Below are 18,258 nucleotides of genomic sequence, written 5' to 3' on the forward strand. Positions count from 1 at the left end.
TGCGGATTGTGACGCTGCCGGACAAGGGGGTGCCCCCTGCGCGCTAGTCGTCCTCGAAGGGGTCCCATTCGTCTTCGACCTCGGGCAGGGCCTCGGACACGGCGGCGGCGGCGATGTCTTCGGGTGTGCGGATCGACAGGATTTTCGCCCCCGGAAACGTTGCCATCACGGCCTGCATCAACGGGTGGTTCTCGGCCTGGGATTTCAGCGCGTTTTCCTTGGCATCGCGGATTTCAGCGATGGTTTTTGTGTCGCAGTCGCCAACGATGATGACCGCCCAGCGGTTGCCCGTCCACTGTTGCAACCGCGTGCCAAGCCGTTGTGCCAGATCGCGTGGCGCGGCATCGGTTGGTGTGAATTCAATGCGACCGGGCTGATAGGCGGCCAGCCGAAGGGTGTTTTCCACCTCGACCAGCAGTTTTACGTCGCGGTTGGTGCGGATCAGTTCGACGACATGCTCAAAGCTGGGAAACCGCGCGAGCGCTTGATCAATCGCGGGGGCGGTCGCCGTCATGGTGACACCGGACGCGCCACCCGATTGAACGTGCTGCCCACCCATCGCCGAGGTGCTGCCGCCGCCACCACCGCCGTTTGGCGCGGGGGTCGGGGACGCGGGGGGCGGCGTGGCATTGCCAAGCTTGCGCACCAGTTCTTCGGGGCTGGGCAGGTCGGCCACATGGGTCAAGCGGATGATAGCCATTTCAGCCGCCATCATCGCGTTGGGCGCGCTTGCGACCTCGTCCAGCGCCTTGAGCAGCATTTGCCACAGCCGTGTCAGCACCCGCATCGGCAGGGTTTCGGCCATGGTCAGGCCGCGGCTGCGTTCTTCGGGTGACACGGTCGGGTCTTCGGCGGCATCAGGCGTGATTTTTACGACTGACACCCAATGGGTGATCTCGGCCAGATCGCGCAGCACGGCCATCGGATCGGCCCCGTCGGAATACTGACTGCTTAGTTCATTCAACGCACCCGCCGCATCGCCACGCAGGATCATGTCGAACAGATCCAACACACGGCCACGGTCGGCCAACCCCAGCATCGCGCGCACTTGCACGGCGGTGGTTTCGCCCGCGCCATGGCTGATCGCCTGATCCAGCAGGGACGTCGCATCGCGCGCCGATCCTTCGGCGGCGCGGGTGATCAGCGCCAGCGCATCATCGGCAATCTCGGCCCCTTCGGAGCCTGCGATTTTGCGCATCAGGGCGATCATCACCTCGGGTTCGATCCGGCGCAAATCAAACCGCTGACAGCGCGACAGCACCGTGACCGGCACCTTGCGAATTTCCGTGGTCGCAAAGATGAATTTGACGTGCTCGGGCGGTTCCTCAAGGGTTTTCAGCAGGGCGTTGAACGCGCCTGTCGACAGCATGTGCACCTCATCGATGATGTATACTTTGTACCGGGCCGAGGCCGCGCGGTAATGCACGCTATCAATAATCTCGCGGATGTTGCCGACACCGGTGTTCGATGCGGCGTCCATCTCCATCACGTCGACATGGCGGCCTTCCATGATGGCCACGCAATGTTCGCATTCACCGCAGGGTTCGGTGGTGGGGCCGCCGTGACCATCCGGCCCGATACAGTTCATCCCCTTGGCGATGATCCGCGCGGTGGTGGTTTTGCCGGTGCCCCTGATGCCCGTCATGATGAACGCCTGCGCAATGCGGTCTGCCGCGAACGCATTTTTCAGGGTCCGCACCATGGCATCCTGCCCGACCAGATCGGTAAAGGTCTCGGGCCGGTATTTACGGGCAAGAACGCGGTAGGCGGTGGTGTCTGACATGACGGTCCTTCGGGGATTCGGGTTGCCCCGTAAGATAGGGCGGGGGCGGGGCAGCGTCCACCGTTGTTGGACCGGGTAATACGAGGGCCCGTGTTAAGCGTTGAATGCGATACCGCCTAGAGTGTAAACATATGCGAACCACACGGATATAACACATCAAATCTTACACTGGGGGCACGCGATGCGGCTGCGAGGGATACGGCGAAGCAAGAATGTAGAAGTACGCGGTGGCCGCAGTGGCGGCGGCGGTCGGGCAGGCGGGTTGGGGCTGGTCGGCGTTTTGGCCGTTCTGGCAATCGGCTATTTCACCGGCATAGATGTGTCGCCCTTGATTGGCGCTGGTGGCGGCCAATCCCAGCAAAGCGCACCTGTCAGTCAGGCAGATGCCCAAGCCACGCAGTTTTCAGCGCAGGTTCTGGCAACAACCGAGGATGTGTGGGGCAAGGTCTTTTCCGAACAATTGGGCCGGGAATATGTGCCGCCGAAACTGGTGGTGTTCTCAAGCGTGACGCAAAGCGCATGCGGCGGTGCATCTGGCGCGTCGGGCCCGTTTTACTGCCCCGCAGATCAAAAAGCATATTTGGATACGGATTTTTTCAACATGCTCTCGCAGCGTATGGGCGCGGGCGGTGATTTCGCCGCGGCCTATGTAATCGCCCACGAGGTTGCCCATCACGTGCAAAACCAACTTGGTATTTTGCCCAAGGTGGATGCTTTGCGGCGGCAATCCTCCAAGGCCGAGGCGAACGCATTAACCGTCCGGCTGGAACTGATGGCCGATTGTTTGTCCGGCATTTGGGCGCAAAACGTCCAAGGGCTGATGGAACGTGGCGATCTGGACGAGGCACTGAATGCGGCCCGCAAGATCGGTGATGACTATTTGCAAAAGCAAGCTGGCCGCGCGCCGCAGCCGCATACCTTTACCCATGGCACATCCGCACAAAGATCGGGCTGGTTCCAGCGCGGGTATGACAGCGGGCAGGTTGGTCAATGCGATACCTTTGCTGCTGAACGGCTGTAAAACACGCGCTGCGGTCGGTGGTGTAAGGTAAAATTTACGTTTATAAACAAGCAGTTAAGTTACCCGTGGGTAACTTGACTGCTGTGTGCACGCTTGTCGGGCCCGCGTTGCTGCAAAGCGCAGAGGCATTACTGGCGGCGTGTGGTGTTTTATTGGGGGGGCTGATGCTACCCCTCCCGAGCCATCCGTTGGAGGGCCCTGCCGGGGTGACGCGCATTTTGCTGTGCAAAATACGCTAAGGTGAGAGGCTGATAACGACCCAAGTGGGGCTCGTTACGGCTGCTTCCTTCCGGATCTGACCGGGTTGGCGAGGCACCTGCCCGCACCAACCTCTCAAGGGTCATATAGTATAGCGTTTTTCAAAGTGCAAGGATCACAAGGTGATCTGGATGCGGTCAAACCCGGTTTCCGTGTGGCCCAGTATTTCAGGACAAAGCGCGCTGATCTGCGAGAAATACCGCGCAGCGGTGGGGCTGGATTCGAACACGGCCTTAAACGTCCCGCCACAATTCAGCTGCCATGGGGTGATGTTCACCCACTCGGCTAGATCGTCCCTTTGCAGGGCCTGAACGATCGCTTGGACCGGGGTCATGTCGCTTTGGAACAGGGGGGCTGGCAGGTTAAGGTCGGTATAGCCGCCCCCGCCTGCCGCGCGGAAATGGTTCGTTGCGATAATGAACTGCTGGTCTGCGGTAACGGCGGCACCGGCGTGCATCAGCGATGTGATCCGTTCGCCAATGGGTCGCGACGGATTGATGACATAGTCCAGCCCGTAAATTGTATCAAAAATAAAGCTGGGGTTGCGTTCGTCCCGCAGCTGTTGCTCGGGTGTGTCGGGGCGTAGCTGGTTGTACACACATGCCGAATGTTCCAGCCAGTTACGCAGCATGGAACCGGTGATCTGCAACGCGCAAATCCGGTTGGTGGCTGGGGCGAAATTCGCCAGATGTCGGCGTAAAACGGGCCCTTGCGGAATGTGGATATAGTTCGACGGGCCGCTTCTCTCGCCGACGGTGCGGGTGGTTGCCGTTGCCAATATGGGCAGGTGGTCAAACCCGTGGCCAGCCAGCCCTTGTTTGACCTCAATCGCCTTGGACCGCGCAGCAAGCGCAAGCGTGTCGGTGGGGCGTACCATCCCGAAATAGCTGTGCAGGTCAAAGCCGATCTCGGCGACTGGTTCCGCAAGATAGGCGCGTGTGGCCTGATGTGCCGGGGTGCTTAGACGGATGGTGGTCGGGTCCGGCGTCACGGTGCCGGTATTGGGCCAAAGCGCGCTAGTGTATTGTCCGATATGCCAAATGCCGCCGGATGTTTGCACCAGATCAAGGTCGATCACCCCCAGATCAGAGGCGTAGTGCCCCGGCATCACGATCGGGGCGGCGGTGATGGGGCTGGTTCCCGTGATGGGCGTCAACGGGTATCGCTGATGCGTATGGCCCGCGATGACCACATCGATATCAGGCACCTGCGCCAATGCCGTTGCACCTGAGTTCCCAGTGATCTTTTGCGTATCGGACGGGGTGATACCCATGTGGGCAAGGGCGATGATCAGCTCGGCCCCGTCTTGGCGTAGTTTCTTTGCGGCGGTGCCCAGTGACACAACGGGATCGTGGATGCGGGTGCCCGATGGCAACTGTGATGTGTTCCAGATCGCGGTTTCAACGGGCAGGGCCGACAGGATGCCGATGGTCAAGGGGGCCGCCCCCTGCGATGTCTCAATTTCCGTCCTCAGCAGGATATGGGGGTGAACGCCTGCGATGGCCCCGGCTGAAAGATTGGTCGAAACGGTGGGCGCGTCCAGCAGGTCAATCACGCCGGACAGATAGCCGGTGCCATAGTCCAGATCGTGATTACCCAATCCGATGGCATCATATTCCATCGCGTTAAAGATACCGATGAGAGGGTGCTCGGGTGCGGTGCCGAGTTCGCTTTGCCAATCGGCCAAGGCTGTCCCTTGCAAGAAATCGCCATTGTCCAGCAACACCGAAGACCGCCCCTGTGACCGGGCCTCGGCGCGGGCAGCGGTCACCATCGTGGACAGGCCTGCCAGACCCGTTGTGCCCCCCGGCGCGTCACAGGCATAGTCGAACCCCGACAGGTTCATGTGCAAATCTGTCGTGGCAAGTATTCGCAGCTTCGCGGTGATGTGGGTCATTGGGTGATGGGCCTAGCGGCGGAGTGCATGGGCTGTCTTACGTTGTGGGTCGTTGCAAGTGGTCAAAATACCTGGCTCCGCATTGCGTTCTCGCTGTGGTTGAATCAGTATATTCCTCTCTCTTCTGAATTGAAAGCGGATCTCGCGCGATTATGCGGCGGGCTTGGCTTTGGGGCTGATGCTGACTACTCAGGGTGGGAACTGGATTTGAGGGACGGTATGAAGCACGCTGAGACAGTAACATTCGGGGGATCGTCGCTTGACCGTGCGGGCGAACTGCGCGGCGATAAAGAGGCTGTTGCGGCGCTGATGGCGGACGAAGCTGCGCGCGCGATTTTGTTCTGGCGGGGCAAGGTTCTGATCGATCCCACGCGTCCTGCGTCCCTTGTGCGTTTACCGCTAGATCATCCGGCGCTTGACGACGCCCGCGGTACACCAATTCTGCTGGGCCGAGAAGACGGCGCGGCGCGGTTTGCCTATGACCTGTCGCAGTGGATGCCCGATGACGTTGATCCACGGCAGTTAGGGCAATTTATGGACCCAAGCGAACAGCACCATCCGATGCTGCCGCAGGACTATGTTTTTGTCGAATTGCGCCGCGTGATGACGTGGTTGGACCCCCGCGATGCCGAACTGGCAGCGACCGGCAAAGCGATCTTGGCGTGGCATGACATACACGGTTTTTGCGCGCGCTGCGGGTTCGAGACGGTGATCAACGATGCGGGCTGGCAGCGCAATTGTCCGGCCTGTCGCGCGTCCCATTTTCCGCGCACTGACCCTGTGGTTATCATGCTGATTACTCATGGTAATTCGGTTCTTATGGGGCGGTCGCCGGGCTGGCCTGCGGGTATGTATTCGCTGCTGGCCGGTTTCGTCGAGCCGGGCGAGACATTGGAAGCCGCCGTGCGCCGGGAAGTGTTCGAAGAATCAGGCGTGCATGTGGGCGAGGTCAGCTATCTGGCGAGCCAGCCATGGCCCTTTCCCGCGTCGCTGATGTTTGGCTGTGCAGGCGTCGCAACCAGCACTGAAATCACCATTGATCCCAAAGAAATCGAAGACGCGGTTTGGGTCACACGCGAAGAGATGTTGGATGTATTTGCCGGACAGCACACCACGATCCTGCCAGCCCGCAAAGGGGCGATTGCGCATTTCTTGCTGGAAAACTGGCTTGCGGATACGCTTGATTAAGGTGATGTTTCGTTAGGTTATTTTGGGCGGTAGTATGAAGTTTTCGACGAAAGAAGATATCGACGTACCTATTGATGCGGTGTTCGAGATGCTGTGCGAGTTTGACACGTTTGAACGCGCGGCCATGCGGCGCGGCGCAGAAGTACGGCGGGTCGATACAATGACCGAGCCGGGCACCGGTATGAAATGGGAAACGGCATTTGATATGCGCGGCAAACGTCGCGATATCGAGGTCGAAATGGTGACCTTTGAACACCCGACCGAGATTTGTCTGGAATCGATGTCTCCGGGGTTGCTGGGCGCTGTGTCGTTTGACTTGTTGGCCTTGTCCCGCAGCCGCACACGGGTCGCGGCGAGCATCGAGATCAAGCCGAAAACCCTATCGGCACGTCTGCTGGTGCAATCCTTGAAGCTGGCCAAAACGTCGTTGACCAAGAAATTCAAACGGGCTGTTGCCGGATATACCAAAGACATGGAAGAGCGTTATCAGCAGTCCAAATAAGGGCTGCTGATCCGCGTTTCTATCAGTTTTGCCGGTCGGGATCGGCCGGATAGACGCCCAGAATTTCCAGCATATTGGTGAAGTACCCCAGCTCTTCCAGCGCGCGTTGCACGGCGGGGTCATCGGGGTGCCCTTCGATGTCGGCATAGAACTGCGTCGCGGTGAATGATCCGCCAACCATATAGCTTTCAAGCTTGGTCATGTTGATGCCGTTCGTGGCAAAACCGCCCATCGCTTTGTACAAGGCGGCGGGGATGTTGCGGACTTCGAACACGAAGGTTGTCAGCATTTTTTCAGCGCGGCGTGTGGTGTCGATGTCGGGTGCCATCAGCAAGAACCGCGTGGTGTTGTGATCAAGGTCTTCGATATCGCGCGCCAGCACGTTCAGCCCGTGAATATCGGCGGCGACTTCGCTGGCCAATACGCCGATATTGCGGTCGTCCGAGGCGGCCAGTTCCTCAGCGGCACCGGCGCTGTCTTTGGCGGATTCCGATGCGATTCCATGGGCATCCAGCCAACTGCGTGCCTGCGGAATCAGCACCATATGCGCGCGGGCCAGTTTAATATCCTCAAGCGCTACGCCGGGTTTTGCCATCAGGCAAATACGCACCCGCACGAATGCCTCGGCGATGATGTGCAGCCCGCTTTTGGGCAGCAAACGGTGGATATCGGCCACCCGCCCGTAGGTCGTATTTTCGACAGGAAGCATGGCCAGATCCGCACGGCCTTCGCTTACGGCAAGGAAAACATCCTCGAAGGTTAGGCAGGGGACGGGAATCATGTCGGGGCGCGCTTGAAGGCATGCCTCGTGGCTATAAGCGCCCAAAGCCCCCTGAAAAGCGATACGAGGAGAGTTTTTTTGGCTCATTTCGGGCGTCCTTTATCAGACCTTTACTATTGTCAGCGCTTCGTAGGGGTAACTACACCTTGCCCCGACGGAGGGAAAGCAATAGATACGCGGACAACCCTATGCCCGAATACCAACGATGGACCTTCACGCATGTTCGATACAATGACGATCACTAAAGTAGCTGCCGGCCTGTTCGGGGCTTGGCTCATTCTGTTGCTTGGCAAGTTCGCCAGCGAAGAAATTTACCACGCCGAAGTGCATGGTGACGCGGGATATGTTGTCGAAGTCGCCTCGGCTGGCGGCGATGAACCGGCTGAAGATGCCGTTGATTTCTCGGCTGTGTTGGCATCTGCCGACATTGGTGCCGGTGAAAAAGTATTCCGCAAATGCGGTGCTTGCCACAAGGTTGGAAAAGGCGAAAACGCGGTTGGCCCGTATCTGTATGGTGTCGTAGGCCGCCCCGTGGATAGCGCTGAAGGTTTTGCAGCCTACTCTGGTAACCTTGAAAAATCCGCCGATGTTTGGACGCCTGAGAACCTGAACAAGTTCCTGACCAAGCCAGCTGCATTTGCACCCGGCACCACCATGGGCTTCTCTGGTCTTGGCAAGATTGAAGATCGTGCGAACGTGATCGCATATCTGGACAGCCTCGACGGCTGATCTGCCACTTAGGTATTACGAAAGGCCGCCCCATTGTGGGCGGCCTTTTGCGTTTCGCGGTCGGATTTCAACCAGATAACATATTCGCAACTTGTATCTTGGCGTTCTGCGCCGTTAGCTTGGGTGCACGAACGGCACCGCCGACACGATGATTTTGCAAAGGAAACCCTGATGCCCCGGACCCATGCCCGCGCTGCAATTCACGCCCGCACTATGACATCTCAAGCGTTTTGGATGATGTTTTTGACGTTGGGTGCCATGCTGGTGGGCGTCGCGGCCTATGCCCAAGAGGGCAAGATCATCCGCAGTCACGGCTATTCGTTTTACGGCGATCTGAAATACCCCGCCGACTACCCGCATTTCGACTATGTGAACCCCGATGCCCCCAAGGGCGGCGAGATTTCGATTTCGACCCTTGGGACGTTTGATTCGATGAACCCCTATTCACGCAAGGGTCGTGGGGGCGCGTTAAGCACCACCATGTATGAAAGCCTGCTGGGCGAAGGTGTGGGTGGGGAAACCACGCCTGCGGATGTTTACGGCGAGAGCTATTGCCTGCTGTGTGAAAGCCTTGAGTACCCCGAAAGCAAGGATTGGGTGATTTTTCACATGCGCAAGGATGCCACGTTTTCGACAGGCGATCCGGTTACCGCGCATGACATCGTGTTCAGCCACAACCTGCTGTTGGATCAGGGCCTGAAATCCTATGGCGATGCCGTGCGTAAACGCATCCCCAAGGTCGAGGCGCTTGATGATTATACGGTCAAATTCTACTTTACCCCCGGCATTTCGCGCCGCAGCCTGATTGAACAAGTGGGCGGCGTGCCCGCGTGGTCGAAAAAATGGTTCGACGAAACCGGCGCGCGGCTGGACGAATCCCGGTTGATGACGTCGCCCGGATCGGGCCCCTATATGGTCGACACGGTCGATGTGAACCGGCGTATCGTCTACAAACGCAACCCTGATTACTGGGGCGCTGATCTGCCGTTCAATGTGGGCCGCAATAACTTTGATACGATTCGTGTCGAATATTTCGGCGACGAAAATTCGGCGTTCGAGGCGTTTAAAGCGGGCGAATACACATTCCGCGCCGAGGGCAGTTCAAAGCAATGGGCGTCGGCCTATGATTTCCCCAAAGTCGATGCCGGCTATGTGGTGAAGGACGAGATCGCTGACGGATCGCCGCCAGCACCTGCGGGCATTGTGTTCAACCTTGGCCGCGAGGTTTTGCAAGACAAACGCGTGCGCGAGGCTGTTGCATTGGGCTTTAACTTTGAGTGGACGAATGAATCGCTGCAATACGGGTTGTTCAAACCGCGTGCGTCTTACATCCAGGACACGCATTTGATGGCCAGTGGAAAGCCGCAAGGCATGGAACTGGCCCTGCTGGAAAAGCTTGGCGATGTGGTTCCTGCTGAAATGCAGAGCGAAGATGCGGTTGTGCCGCACAGCTCTGACCCGTCTCGCCTGTTGGATCGCCGCAATCTGCGCCGCGCGATGAAACTGCTGGATGATGCCGGATGGGCCGTTGGCACGGATGGCAAACGCTATGACACAAATGGTAAACCGCTGCGCCTGACGTTTTTGCTGAATTCATCCGGGTCGCCCACGCTATCGGCGATTATGGAAAACTTTATGTCGAACCTGACGAATATGGGCATCGATGCCGTCCTCGAAAAAGTCGACAGTTCGCAATATACGGCCCGCGAACGGGACCGCGATTACGATCTGATTTATGGTGACTATCCGGCGTTTTTGGGTACCGGCACAGGTTTGACCCAGTTCTTTGGGTCAGAGGCGGCCAGCTATTCGCTGTTCAACCCTGCAGGTTTGGCCAGCCCGATGGTGGACGCGATTATCGAGGTGTCCCTTGCCGCGCAAACCAGGGATGAGGAACACGCCAGCCTGATGGCATTGGACCGTGCCTTGCGTCACGAATTCATCATGATCCCGACATGGTACAACGACAGCTTTTGGACGGCGTATTATGACCAGTACGAGCACCCCGAAACCCAGCCTGCCTATGCCTTGGGCTATCTCGATTTCTGGTGGTACAACGCAGACAAAGCAGCGGCCTTGCGTGCCGCTGGTGCGCTGAGGTAAACGCCGCATATGGGCGCTTATATTCTTCGACGGCTATTGCTGATTATTCCGACATTGATCGGGATTATGCTGATCAACTTTGCGCTGGTGCAGTTCGTGCCCGGCGGCCCGGTTGAGCAGGCAATCGCCCGTATTCAAGGCGGCGGCGACGTGTTCGAAGGCTTCTCGGGCGGGGGGAATGACGCGGGCAATGCGGATGTTGCGGCCGCCAATGACAACTATGTTGGCGCGCGCGGTTTGCCCCCTGAATTTATCGCCGAACTCGAGAAAGAGTTTGGTTTCGACAAGCCCCCGGTCGAGCGGTTCCTGACCATGATGTGGAACTATATGCGCTTTGATTTCGGAGAGAGCTATTTCAGGTCGATCAGTGTGATTGATCTGGTGAAGGAAAAGCTGCCGGTGTCGATTACGCTGGGGTTATGGTCAACGGTGATTGCCTATCTGGTGTCGATCCCGCTGGGTATCCGCAAGGCGGTCAAGGACGGCACGGCCTTTGATACGTGGACATCGGGTGCGATCATTGCGGCCTATGCGATCCCGGGGTTTTTGTTCGCGATTTTGCTGCTGGTGCTGTTTGCCGGCGGGTCCTATTGGCAGATATTCCCGCTGCGGGGGCTGACATCGGATAATTTCGACCAGCTTAGCCCGCTGGCCAAGGTCGGCGATTATTTCTGGCACATCACTTTGCCGGTGTTGGCATCCACCATATCGGCCTTTGCGACGCTGACCTTGCTGACGAAAAACAGCTTTCTGGACGAGATCAAAAAACAATATGTGATGACAGCGCGGGCCAAGGGGTTGTCGGAGCGCAAGGTGTTATATGGTCATGTGTTCCGCAATGCGATGTTGATTGTGATTGCGGGATTCCCTGCGGTTTTCATCAGCGTGTTCTTTGGCGGGTCGTTGATTATCGAGACGATATTCAGCCTTGATGGGCTGGGGAGGTTGGGGTTCGAGGCGGCAGTCGCCCGCGATTACCCCATCGTGTTCGGCACCTTGTTTATCTTTGGTTTGATGGGGCTGGTGGTCGGTATTCTGTCTGATCTGATGTATGTATTCGTTGATCCCCGGATCGACTTTGAGCGGCGCGAGGGATGATCTGATGGCATTATCCCCCCTCAACCAGCGCCGCTGGCACAATTTCACCCGCAACCGCCGCGCCTATTGGAGCCTTTGGATTTTCGCGATCCTGTTCGGGATTTCGCTGTTCGCCGAGTTCGTGGCGAACGACAAACCGATCCTGGTTAATTATCGCGGCGAATACTTCATGCCGATCTTTCAGTTTTATCCTGAAACGGCGTTTGGCGGCGATTTCCAGACCGAAGCCGTTTATCGTGACCCCGAGGTGAAATGCCTGATCGCGACCGGGGGCATGGTGGGCTGTTTTGACGACCCAGATCAGATGATCGAGGACGCGCAAGACGGGGAAATCGAGGGCCAAGAGATTGAAAAAGGCTGGTCGATTTGGCCGCTGATCCCCTATTCGTTTAACACCGCTGTTGACCGCCCCGGTGCGGCACCGTTGCCGCCCAACCGGCAGAACCTGCTGGGCACAGATGGCACCAAGCGCGACGTGTTGGCGCGGGTCATTCACGGGTTCCGGTTGTCGATCCTGTTTACCTTGATTGTGACGGGGGCAGCATCGTTGATCGGTATTATCGCGGGTGCGGTTCAGGGGTTCTTTGGCGGTTGGACGGACCTGATTTTCCAACGGGTGATCGAGATCTGGTCGTCTACCCCGTCGCTGTATGTGATCATCATTATGTTCGCTATTCTGGGGCGCAGTTTCTGGCTGCTGGTGTTTCTGCTGGTGTTGTTCAGTTGGACGTCGTTGGTGGGCGTTGTGCGCGCCGAATTCTTGCGTGCGCGGAACCTTGAATATGTGCGGGCCGCGCGCGCGCTTGGGGTTGGGAACGTGACGATCATGTTCCGCCACATGCTGCCCAACGCGATGGTGGCGCTGCTGACGATGCTGCCCTTTATCATCACCGGCACCATCAGCACGCTCGCGATCCTCGACTTTTTGGGCTTTGGTTTGCCATCCTCGGCCCCGTCACTGGGCGAACTGACATTGCAAGCGAAACAGAACCTGCAAGCGCCTTGGCTGGCATTCACCGCGTTCTTCACCTTTGCCATCATGTTGTCTTTGCTGATCTTTATCTTTGAAGGGATCCGCGACGCATTCGACCCAAGAAAGACTTTCTCATGAGCGGTGACATGCGCCGGTCGGTGCCGGAAATAGCTGCGACGTTGATCTATGCCGTGTCGGTAACCGTGGCGATCGGGGTGACGCTTTGGCTGATCCGCGCGGTGTTTTTGGCACCGGGCGATACGGTCGGGTTTCTGTTTCGCGTTCTTGAAACGCGGTTTTTGCCAACCACGCTGGTCGTGCTTTTGGGATGTTGGAGCGTCGCGTTGATCAGATTGCCCCCGGTCTGGCTGCGGCTTTTATGTGCCCCGATGGCGGCGTGGGGCGTTTATGCTTTGACGGTGTTTGTACCATGACCGATATAAAACCCGCTTTGCTCGAGGTTCAAAACCTGCGTGTTTCCTTTCGTCAGGAGGGGGCATTAACGCAGGCCGTTAAAGGCGTTTCCTTTACGCTTGAGCGTGGCGAGACCGTTGCCTTGGTCGGTGAATCCGGGTCGGGAAAATCCGTATCCGCGCTGAGCACGGTGTCGCTGTTGGGTGACAGCGCCGAGGTGTCGGGCTCTGTTCTTTATGACGGGCAGCAGATGATCGGGGCAGGGGATGACCTGCTGCGAAAGGTGCGCGGGAACGATATTAGTTTTATTTTTCAAGAGCCTATGACATCGCTGAACCCGTTGCATACGATTGAAAAGCAGTTGGGAGAATCGCTTGCCCTGCATCAAGGTGTGGTTGGCCGGGCGGCGCGGCAGCGGATCCTTGAACTGCTGAACAAGGTCGGGATCAACGACGCAGAAACCCGTTTGGGGGCCTATCCGCATCAATTGTCGGGCGGGCAACGGCAGCGTGTGATGATCGCCATGGCGCTGGCCAACAAGCCTGATGTGTTGATCGCGGACGAGCCGACAACGGCGCTGGACGTGACCATTCAGGCGCAGATTTTGGATTTGCTGAAAGACCTGAAAGACAGCGAGGGGATGGGCCTGCTGTTCATCACCCACGACCTTGGGATCGTGCGCCGGATCGCGGACCGTGTTTGCGTCATGCAACATGGCGAAATTGTCGAGCAAGGCCCAACAGCCGAGATTTTCGATAACCCCCAACATGCCTATACGCAAAAGCTGTTGGGGGCGGAGCCATCGGGCCGCCCCGATCCCGTGCCGGCAGATGCCGAGGTGATCGCAAGCACAGATCACCTGAAGGTTTGGTTCCCCATTCAGCAGGGGTTCCTGCGCAAAACTGTTGATTATGTCAAAGCGGTGAACGACGCGAGCCTGACAGTGCGTGCAGGTGAAACCATTGGTATCGTGGGGGAATCCGGGTCGGGCAAGACCACGATGGCGTTGGCAATTATGCGGCTGATTGCATCCGAGGGTGGCATCAGCTTCACGGGGCAGGACGTGCGCAAATGGTCGACGCGGGAATTGCGACGCCTGCGCAAAGACATGCAAATCGTTTTTCAGGACCCGTTCGGCAGCCTGTCGCCGCGGATGACCTGCATGCAGATCATCGCCGAGGGGCTGACCGTTCACAACGTGGACCCCGACCGAAACCAGCGCGAGCTGGTGCGCGACGTGATGGTCGAAGTGGGGTTGGACCCCGCCACGATGGATCGGTATCCGCACGAGTTTTCAGGGGGTCAGCGTCAGCGCATTGCGATTGCACGCGCGATGGTACTGCGCCCGCGTTTGCTGGTGCTGGACGAGCCTACATCGGCGTTGGATATGACCGTGCAGGTGCAAATCGTTGATCTGTTGCGCAATCTTCAGCGCAAATACGGGCTGGCGTATTTGTTCATCAGCCACGACCTGAAAGTCGTGCGCGCGATGTCGCATAAGGTGATCGTAATGAAGCGCGGGGACGTTGTTGAATATGGCGACGCCGATACGCTGTATGAGAACCCGAAATCGGATTACACGCGCGCTTTGTTGCAGGCGACGACCTAAGCACTAAGCACGAGAAGGTCGTTTCGCCTGTAACCTTGGCAAGGTCGTGCTTAGCTTGGTCCAATCATGAAACAGCTGACGTTGCGGGCGGCCAGACGGCGGCAGGCCAGATCGGCGGTTTCGCGGGTCATCCCCAGAAAATTCGCATCATACCCTTGGGGGCGTTGGACCACTTTGCGCAGTGTGCCATCGAGCGTCGAAATCTCGGACAGGGCGGTTTTGACCAGAACGGTTTCGGCGGCATAGCGGCTGGGGAAGCGGCCCACATTGACGCCCCAGTGACGGCCGCCGGATGTTGAAACGCGGGTCACCACCTCTTGCTGTTGCGGCGGCGCTTTCTGGACTTGTGTCGGGGTAATTGACGCGATCAGCCCAGCTGGACGCGCTGCGGGGCGCGGGGACACTGCGGCAAGGCTGGCGGGTTGCACATCCTTGACGGGGGCCGCTGCGACGGCCTGTTCGATTGCGGCTGTGATGTCTTCGGCCAACAAGGGCGACGTGGCCACCGGGGCCTCGGCTGTGGCGATAACCACGGCGTCGTCGGTTGTGGGGCGCAAGTGCGGCCGCTTGGATGTTGTGACCGCGCCAACAAGGCGAATTGTCTTGCCTGCGCCACCCGGTGTGCTGGCTGAATTGTTGGCAACGGGCGTGTCTTCGATATCTGCGTAAAGGGGTTTGGCGGGTTTCAAAAGCGGCGCTTTGGAGGGGGCGCGGCGGAAGCCCAGATCCATCAATTCGGCAACTTTCGCGTTGCGTGCGGTGGTCGACGTGCCGCCAAAGACGGTCACGATGACCCGTTCATTCCCACGCTCTGCCGAGGCGGTCAAGTTAAAGCCGGCGGCCCGTGTGTACCCTGTTTTGATCCCGTCGGCACCCTTGTAGGAGGTGAGAAACCGGCGGTTTGTATGGCTAACCTTGCGGACGCCAGCATCTGCCGTGATGCGGGAAAACAGGTTATAATATTCGGGGAAATCATACAGCAGATGGCGGCCCATCGTGGTCATGTCGCGGGCGGTGGACATGTGACCGGCTTCGGTCAGACCGTGGGCGTTTTTGAAGGTTGTGTTGGTCATGCCAAGCGCCTTGGCGGTGCGGTTCATGCGGCGGGCGAACTTGGCCTCTGAGCCAGAGATCGCTTCGCCGATTGCGGTGGCGGCATCGTTGGCTGATTTTACCGCAGCGCCGCGGATCAGGTAGCGCAGTGCAATGGTCTGACCCGGCCGCATACCCAGTTTGCTGGGCGGCTCGGATGCGGCGTGCGAGCTGATCTTGACCTGTGTATCGAGAGAGATTTCGCCCCGCTTGATCGCATCAAATGCGATGTAAAGTGTCATCATTTTTGTGAGGGATGCGGGATGCAATCGCGTGTCGGCATTTCGCGAATGAAGAACCTCGCCAGTGCGGGCATCAATGACGTACGCGGCGTAGGGAGCCGCCATGGCGCTAAGGGGTAGCACCACCAAAATCCAGATAGCCGCAAGAATGAATAGCCCATACCGGGCCGGCTGCACGCGCCGCGCTCTCATGATAACTGCCTTTGCTCTGCCTCGGACCGCCGATTTTTCGACTGGCCACTAATTATTAAGGTTACCGTACCACACACCGCTTTTTCGATAAACCCTTTGAAATCAAGGATCACATAAAAAGGTGAATTTTCTGTAAGCCACATTTAGCGGGTGCGATTCGAGTAACCACTACAGAAGCGATTGTGACGTCAATGTGGCGTTAGTTGGGTGGGAATCATGCGAATCTCGGGTCGCAGATTGCGCGTGGAAATCAGCTTAGAATTTGTTCTAATTCTGACAGATCGGCGATTTGCCGAAACCGGGGCGCGTGATCGGGGGCGTCGGCATGTTCAAGCGCCCAGGTCTGACCGTGGGGCACGTGAATGCCCCAACCGCCAGCATCGACCATCGGGACCACGTCGGACTTCATCGAATTTCCGACCATCATGCCGCGTTCGGCCCCGTCACCAAACTGGTTAAAGATGCGCGTATAGGTCGCCGGGGTCTTGTCCGACACGATCTCGATCCCGTCGAACATGTCGCGCAAACCGGAGAGCGCGAGTTTGCGTTCCTGGTCCAACAGATCGCCCTTGGTAATCAGGACGAGTTTATACCGGCCTTGCAGCGCCTCAAGGGTTTCTTGGGCGTGGGGGAGCAGATCGACGGGATGAGACAGCATTTCGCGGCCCGCATCCAGAATTTCAGCGATGACAGGGGCGGGAACCTTGCCATCGGTCACATCGATGGCGGTTTCGATCATTGAAAGGGTGAAGCCTTTGATTCCAAAGCCATAATGCGGAATGTTGCGGCGTTCCGCGACAAGCAAACGATCCATCAGCGTATCGGGCGCAGTATGATCGCGCAGCAGGTCGGCAAAGCGGTCTTGGGTCAGGACGAAATAATGCTCGTTGTGCCAAAGCGTGTCGTCGGCATCAAACCCGATCATCGTTAACGGCTTGGCCATCTTTCCAAGATCCTCTTTTATAATGTCCGTTTCAGGCTATATAGACGCTTATACGACTCACTTGAACCTCTTCTCTCGCAGCAGGAGCAGCAATGCGCCTTGATGATATTATGATGGCTGGCAAGGATCGCGACGACGAAGACGTCGATCTGCTGACCAAAGTCAAACCCAAGACAAAGCGGCCGCCGCTGTATAAGGTGATGCTGCTGAACGACGATTTCACACCGATGGAATTTGTTGTGCACGTGCTTGAACGTTTCTTTGGTCTGAACCATGCGCAAGCGTTCGAAATTATGCTGACGGTTCACAAAAAAGGGTTGGCGGTCGTGGGTGTGTTCAGTCACGAAATCGCCGAAACCAAAGTGGCGCAAGTCATGGATTTCGCCCGCAGGCATCAGCACCCGCTGCAATGCACAATGGAAAAAGAAGAATAACACTTGATTGATGCACGTTTGCAGCTGGCGCTTGACGGCGGTGGCCTTGAATTACCGGATGAGGGGACGATTGCCGTCTTCCAGCCGCCTCGTGACAGCGATCTGCCCGGCCTGGATAAGGCCCGCGTTCAGATCATTCAGGGTTTCAAACCGGATTATGATGCCTGGGCCGCCCGTGGCTATGACGTGGTGCGCAGCTTTGAGGGCGACTATGCGGCCTGCATCGTGTGCCTGCCCCGCGCCAAAGCAGAAGCACGCGCAATGATTGCCGACGCCTGTGCTGCCTGCGATGGCATTGTGGTGATTGACGGCCAAAAGACGGATGGCGCAGACAGTATCCTGCGCGAGATGCGATCCCGCGTGACCATTCACGGACCTATTTCAAAGGCGCATGGCAAACTGTTCTGGATCGCTGAACCCGCCGCCGAATTTTTTGTGGATTGGCAGCAGGGCCCCGAACAAACCGAGGGCGGTTTCTGGACCGCGCCGGGCGTGTTTTCGGCGGATGGCGTAGATTTGGCATCGGCGCTTTTGGTGGATGCACTGCCAGAAAAGCTGGGCGCTGAGGTTGCCGATCTGGGGGCCGGATGGGGTTTTCTATCGGCCCATATTTTGACCCGTGAAAGCGTTCAAAAACTCTATGTCGTTGAAGCGGGGCATATGGCCTTGGAATGCGCGCGCCGGAATGTTGGTGACGAACGCGCAGAATTCTTGTGGGAAGATGCCACAACATGGGAAGCACCGCACCGCCTGGACGCGGTTGTGATGAACCCGCCGTTTCATACCGGCCGCGCGGCAGAGCCGCAAATCGGGCAGGCTTTTGTCGCCGCGGCTGCGCGAATGTTGTCGCCACAAGGTAAGCTGTGGATGGTCGCGAACCGTCATCTTCCCTATGAGGCCGAATTGAAAACACGGTTTGCCCATGTCGAAGAGATTGGCGGGGATGCGCGGTTCAAGCTGTTTCATGCTGCGCGGCCTCTGCGTAAACGTCGCTAAGCG

General features: G+C 58.0%; 16 protein-coding genes and 1 other RNA gene. 11 read left to right on the top strand and 6 right to left on the bottom strand.

Features of this window, described 5'->3' with window-relative positions; genetic code table 11:
* Positions 1-43: 43 nt before the first annotated feature.
* Positions 44-1,783, bottom strand: a complete 1,740-nt coding sequence (locus KZZ06_RS06930) for a DNA polymerase III subunit gamma/tau (RefSeq protein ID WP_219579333.1) — start codon at positions 1,781-1,783, stop codon at positions 44-46.
* Between the two features lie 181 nt (positions 1,784-1,964).
* On the opposite strand from KZZ06_RS06930, the gene KZZ06_RS06935 reads away from it, so the two are divergent.
* A complete protein-coding gene (locus KZZ06_RS06935) occupies positions 1,965-2,804 on the top strand; it encodes a neutral zinc metallopeptidase (RefSeq protein WP_219579334.1) in 840 nt (279 codons plus the stop codon).
* A gap of 238 nt (positions 2,805-3,042) precedes the next feature.
* On the opposite strand, the gene ffs is transcribed toward KZZ06_RS06935, so the two are convergent.
* Together ffs and KZZ06_RS06945 are read right to left on the bottom strand one after the other, a co-directional pair.
* Positions 3,043-3,140: signal recognition particle sRNA small type (gene ffs / locus KZZ06_RS06940), an RNA gene on the bottom strand.
* Positions 3,141-3,177: 37 nt separating this feature from the next.
* Positions 3,178-4,959, bottom strand: coding sequence for a bifunctional UDP-sugar hydrolase/5'-nucleotidase (locus KZZ06_RS06945; RefSeq protein ID WP_219579335.1), 1,782 nt, complete (start codon positions 4,957-4,959; stop codon positions 3,178-3,180).
* 219 nt (positions 4,960-5,178) lie between these two features.
* Between KZZ06_RS06945 and nudC the strand changes: the two genes are divergently transcribed.
* Both nudC and KZZ06_RS06955 read left to right on the top strand, forming a co-directional pair.
* A complete protein-coding gene (gene nudC, locus KZZ06_RS06950; RefSeq protein WP_219579336.1) occupies positions 5,179-6,147 on the top strand; it encodes an NAD(+) diphosphatase in 969 nt (322 codons plus the stop codon).
* A 34-nt stretch (positions 6,148-6,181) separates the two neighbouring features.
* Complete coding sequence (locus tag KZZ06_RS06955) at positions 6,182-6,649, top strand: SRPBCC family protein (RefSeq protein WP_219579337.1); 468 nt, start codon at positions 6,182-6,184, stop codon at positions 6,647-6,649.
* A 22-nt stretch (positions 6,650-6,671) separates the two neighbouring features.
* Here the strand turns inward: KZZ06_RS06955 and KZZ06_RS06960 are convergent, their stop codons facing one another.
* Complete coding sequence (locus tag KZZ06_RS06960; protein ID WP_219579338.1) at positions 6,672-7,517, bottom strand: prephenate dehydratase; 846 nt, start codon at positions 7,515-7,517, stop codon at positions 6,672-6,674.
* Positions 7,518-7,649: 132 nt separating this feature from the next.
* On the opposite strand from KZZ06_RS06960, the gene KZZ06_RS06965 reads away from it, so the two are divergent.
* From KZZ06_RS06965 to KZZ06_RS06990, 6 genes are all read left to right on the top strand, one after another.
* The gene (locus tag KZZ06_RS06965) at positions 7,650-8,159 is read left to right on the top strand and encodes a cytochrome c family protein (RefSeq protein WP_219579339.1); all 510 of its coding nucleotides are present in this window, start codon (positions 7,650-7,652) and stop codon (positions 8,157-8,159) included.
* Positions 8,160-8,330: 171 nt separating this feature from the next.
* Entirely contained in the window at positions 8,331-10,262 is a 1,932-nt protein-coding gene (locus tag KZZ06_RS06970) for an extracellular solute-binding protein (protein ID WP_219579340.1), read from the top strand.
* A gap of 9 nt (positions 10,263-10,271) precedes the next feature.
* Positions 10,272-11,360 (top strand): microcin C ABC transporter permease YejB, encoded by a 1,089-nt coding sequence (locus KZZ06_RS06975; protein ID WP_219579341.1) that lies wholly within the window; start codon positions 10,272-10,274, stop codon positions 11,358-11,360.
* Positions 11,361-11,364: 4 nt separating this feature from the next.
* Entirely contained in the window at positions 11,365-12,471 is a 1,107-nt protein-coding gene (locus KZZ06_RS06980; RefSeq protein WP_219579342.1) for an ABC transporter permease, read from the top strand.
* The gene (locus KZZ06_RS06985) at positions 12,468-12,767 is read left to right on the top strand and encodes a hypothetical protein (protein WP_219579343.1); all 300 of its coding nucleotides are present in this window, start codon (positions 12,468-12,470) and stop codon (positions 12,765-12,767) included. The genes KZZ06_RS06980 and KZZ06_RS06985 overlap by 4 nt, the downstream gene beginning before the upstream one ends.
* The gene (locus KZZ06_RS06990) at positions 12,764-14,356 is read left to right on the top strand and encodes an ABC transporter ATP-binding protein (protein ID WP_219579344.1); all 1,593 of its coding nucleotides are present in this window, start codon (positions 12,764-12,766) and stop codon (positions 14,354-14,356) included. The genes KZZ06_RS06985 and KZZ06_RS06990 overlap by 4 nt, the downstream gene beginning before the upstream one ends.
* A 50-nt stretch (positions 14,357-14,406) precedes the next feature.
* Here the strand turns inward: KZZ06_RS06990 and KZZ06_RS06995 are convergent, their stop codons facing one another.
* Both KZZ06_RS06995 and KZZ06_RS07000 read right to left on the bottom strand, forming a co-directional pair.
* Positions 14,407-15,882: a D-alanyl-D-alanine carboxypeptidase family protein gene (locus KZZ06_RS06995; RefSeq protein ID WP_219579345.1), complete on the bottom strand. Its 1,476-nt coding sequence runs from the start codon at positions 15,880-15,882 to the stop codon at positions 14,407-14,409.
* 250 nt (positions 15,883-16,132) lie between these two features.
* Positions 16,133-16,825 carry an HAD family hydrolase gene (locus KZZ06_RS07000; RefSeq protein WP_219579346.1) on the bottom strand — a complete coding sequence of 231 codons (693 nt, stop codon included), beginning with the start codon at positions 16,823-16,825 and terminating at the stop codon, positions 16,133-16,135.
* Between the two features lie 92 nt (positions 16,826-16,917).
* Between KZZ06_RS07000 and clpS the strand changes: the two genes are divergently transcribed.
* A complete protein-coding gene (gene clpS / locus KZZ06_RS07005) occupies positions 16,918-17,259 on the top strand; it encodes an ATP-dependent Clp protease adapter ClpS (protein ID WP_219579347.1) in 342 nt (113 codons plus the stop codon).
* 3 nt (positions 17,260-17,262) lie between these two features.
* Positions 17,263-18,255, top strand: a complete 993-nt coding sequence (locus KZZ06_RS07010; protein WP_219579348.1) for a class I SAM-dependent methyltransferase — start codon at positions 17,263-17,265, stop codon at positions 18,253-18,255.
* Positions 18,256-18,258: the final 3 nt, after the last annotated feature.

Source organism: Sulfitobacter sp. CW3 (genome assembly GCF_019392245.1).
Lineage (GTDB): Bacteria > Pseudomonadota > Alphaproteobacteria > Rhodobacterales > Rhodobacteraceae > Sulfitobacter.

Excerpts from the sequence above, each read along its gene's own strand:
- KZZ06_RS06930 (WP_219579333.1), bottom strand. The coding sequence starts at position 1,783 with ATGTCAGACACCACCGCCTACCGCGTTCTTGCCCGTAAATACCGGCCC.
- KZZ06_RS06935 (WP_219579334.1), top strand. The coding sequence starts at position 1,965 with ATGCGGCTGCGAGGGATACGGCGAAGCAAGAATGTAGAAGTACGCGGT.
- KZZ06_RS06945 (WP_219579335.1), bottom strand. The coding sequence starts at position 4,959 with ATGACCCACATCACCGCGAAGCTGCGAATACTTGCCACGACAGATTTG.
- nudC (WP_219579336.1), top strand. The coding sequence starts at position 5,179 with ATGAAGCACGCTGAGACAGTAACATTCGGGGGATCGTCGCTTGACCGT.
- KZZ06_RS06955 (WP_219579337.1), top strand. The coding sequence starts at position 6,182 with ATGAAGTTTTCGACGAAAGAAGATATCGACGTACCTATTGATGCGGTG.
- KZZ06_RS06960 (WP_219579338.1), bottom strand. The coding sequence starts at position 7,517 with ATGAGCCAAAAAAACTCTCCTCGTATCGCTTTTCAGGGGGCTTTGGGC.
- KZZ06_RS06965 (WP_219579339.1), top strand. The coding sequence starts at position 7,650 with ATGTTCGATACAATGACGATCACTAAAGTAGCTGCCGGCCTGTTCGGG.
- KZZ06_RS06970 (WP_219579340.1), top strand. The coding sequence starts at position 8,331 with ATGCCCCGGACCCATGCCCGCGCTGCAATTCACGCCCGCACTATGACA.
- KZZ06_RS06975 (WP_219579341.1), top strand. The coding sequence starts at position 10,272 with ATGGGCGCTTATATTCTTCGACGGCTATTGCTGATTATTCCGACATTG.
- KZZ06_RS06980 (WP_219579342.1), top strand. The coding sequence starts at position 11,365 with ATGGCATTATCCCCCCTCAACCAGCGCCGCTGGCACAATTTCACCCGC.
- KZZ06_RS06985 (WP_219579343.1), top strand. The coding sequence starts at position 12,468 with ATGAGCGGTGACATGCGCCGGTCGGTGCCGGAAATAGCTGCGACGTTG.
- KZZ06_RS06990 (WP_219579344.1), top strand. The coding sequence starts at position 12,764 with ATGACCGATATAAAACCCGCTTTGCTCGAGGTTCAAAACCTGCGTGTT.
- KZZ06_RS06995 (WP_219579345.1), bottom strand. The coding sequence starts at position 15,882 with ATGAGAGCGCGGCGCGTGCAGCCGGCCCGGTATGGGCTATTCATTCTT.
- KZZ06_RS07000 (WP_219579346.1), bottom strand. The coding sequence starts at position 16,825 with ATGGCCAAGCCGTTAACGATGATCGGGTTTGATGCCGACGACACGCTT.
- clpS (WP_219579347.1), top strand. The coding sequence starts at position 16,918 with ATGCGCCTTGATGATATTATGATGGCTGGCAAGGATCGCGACGACGAA.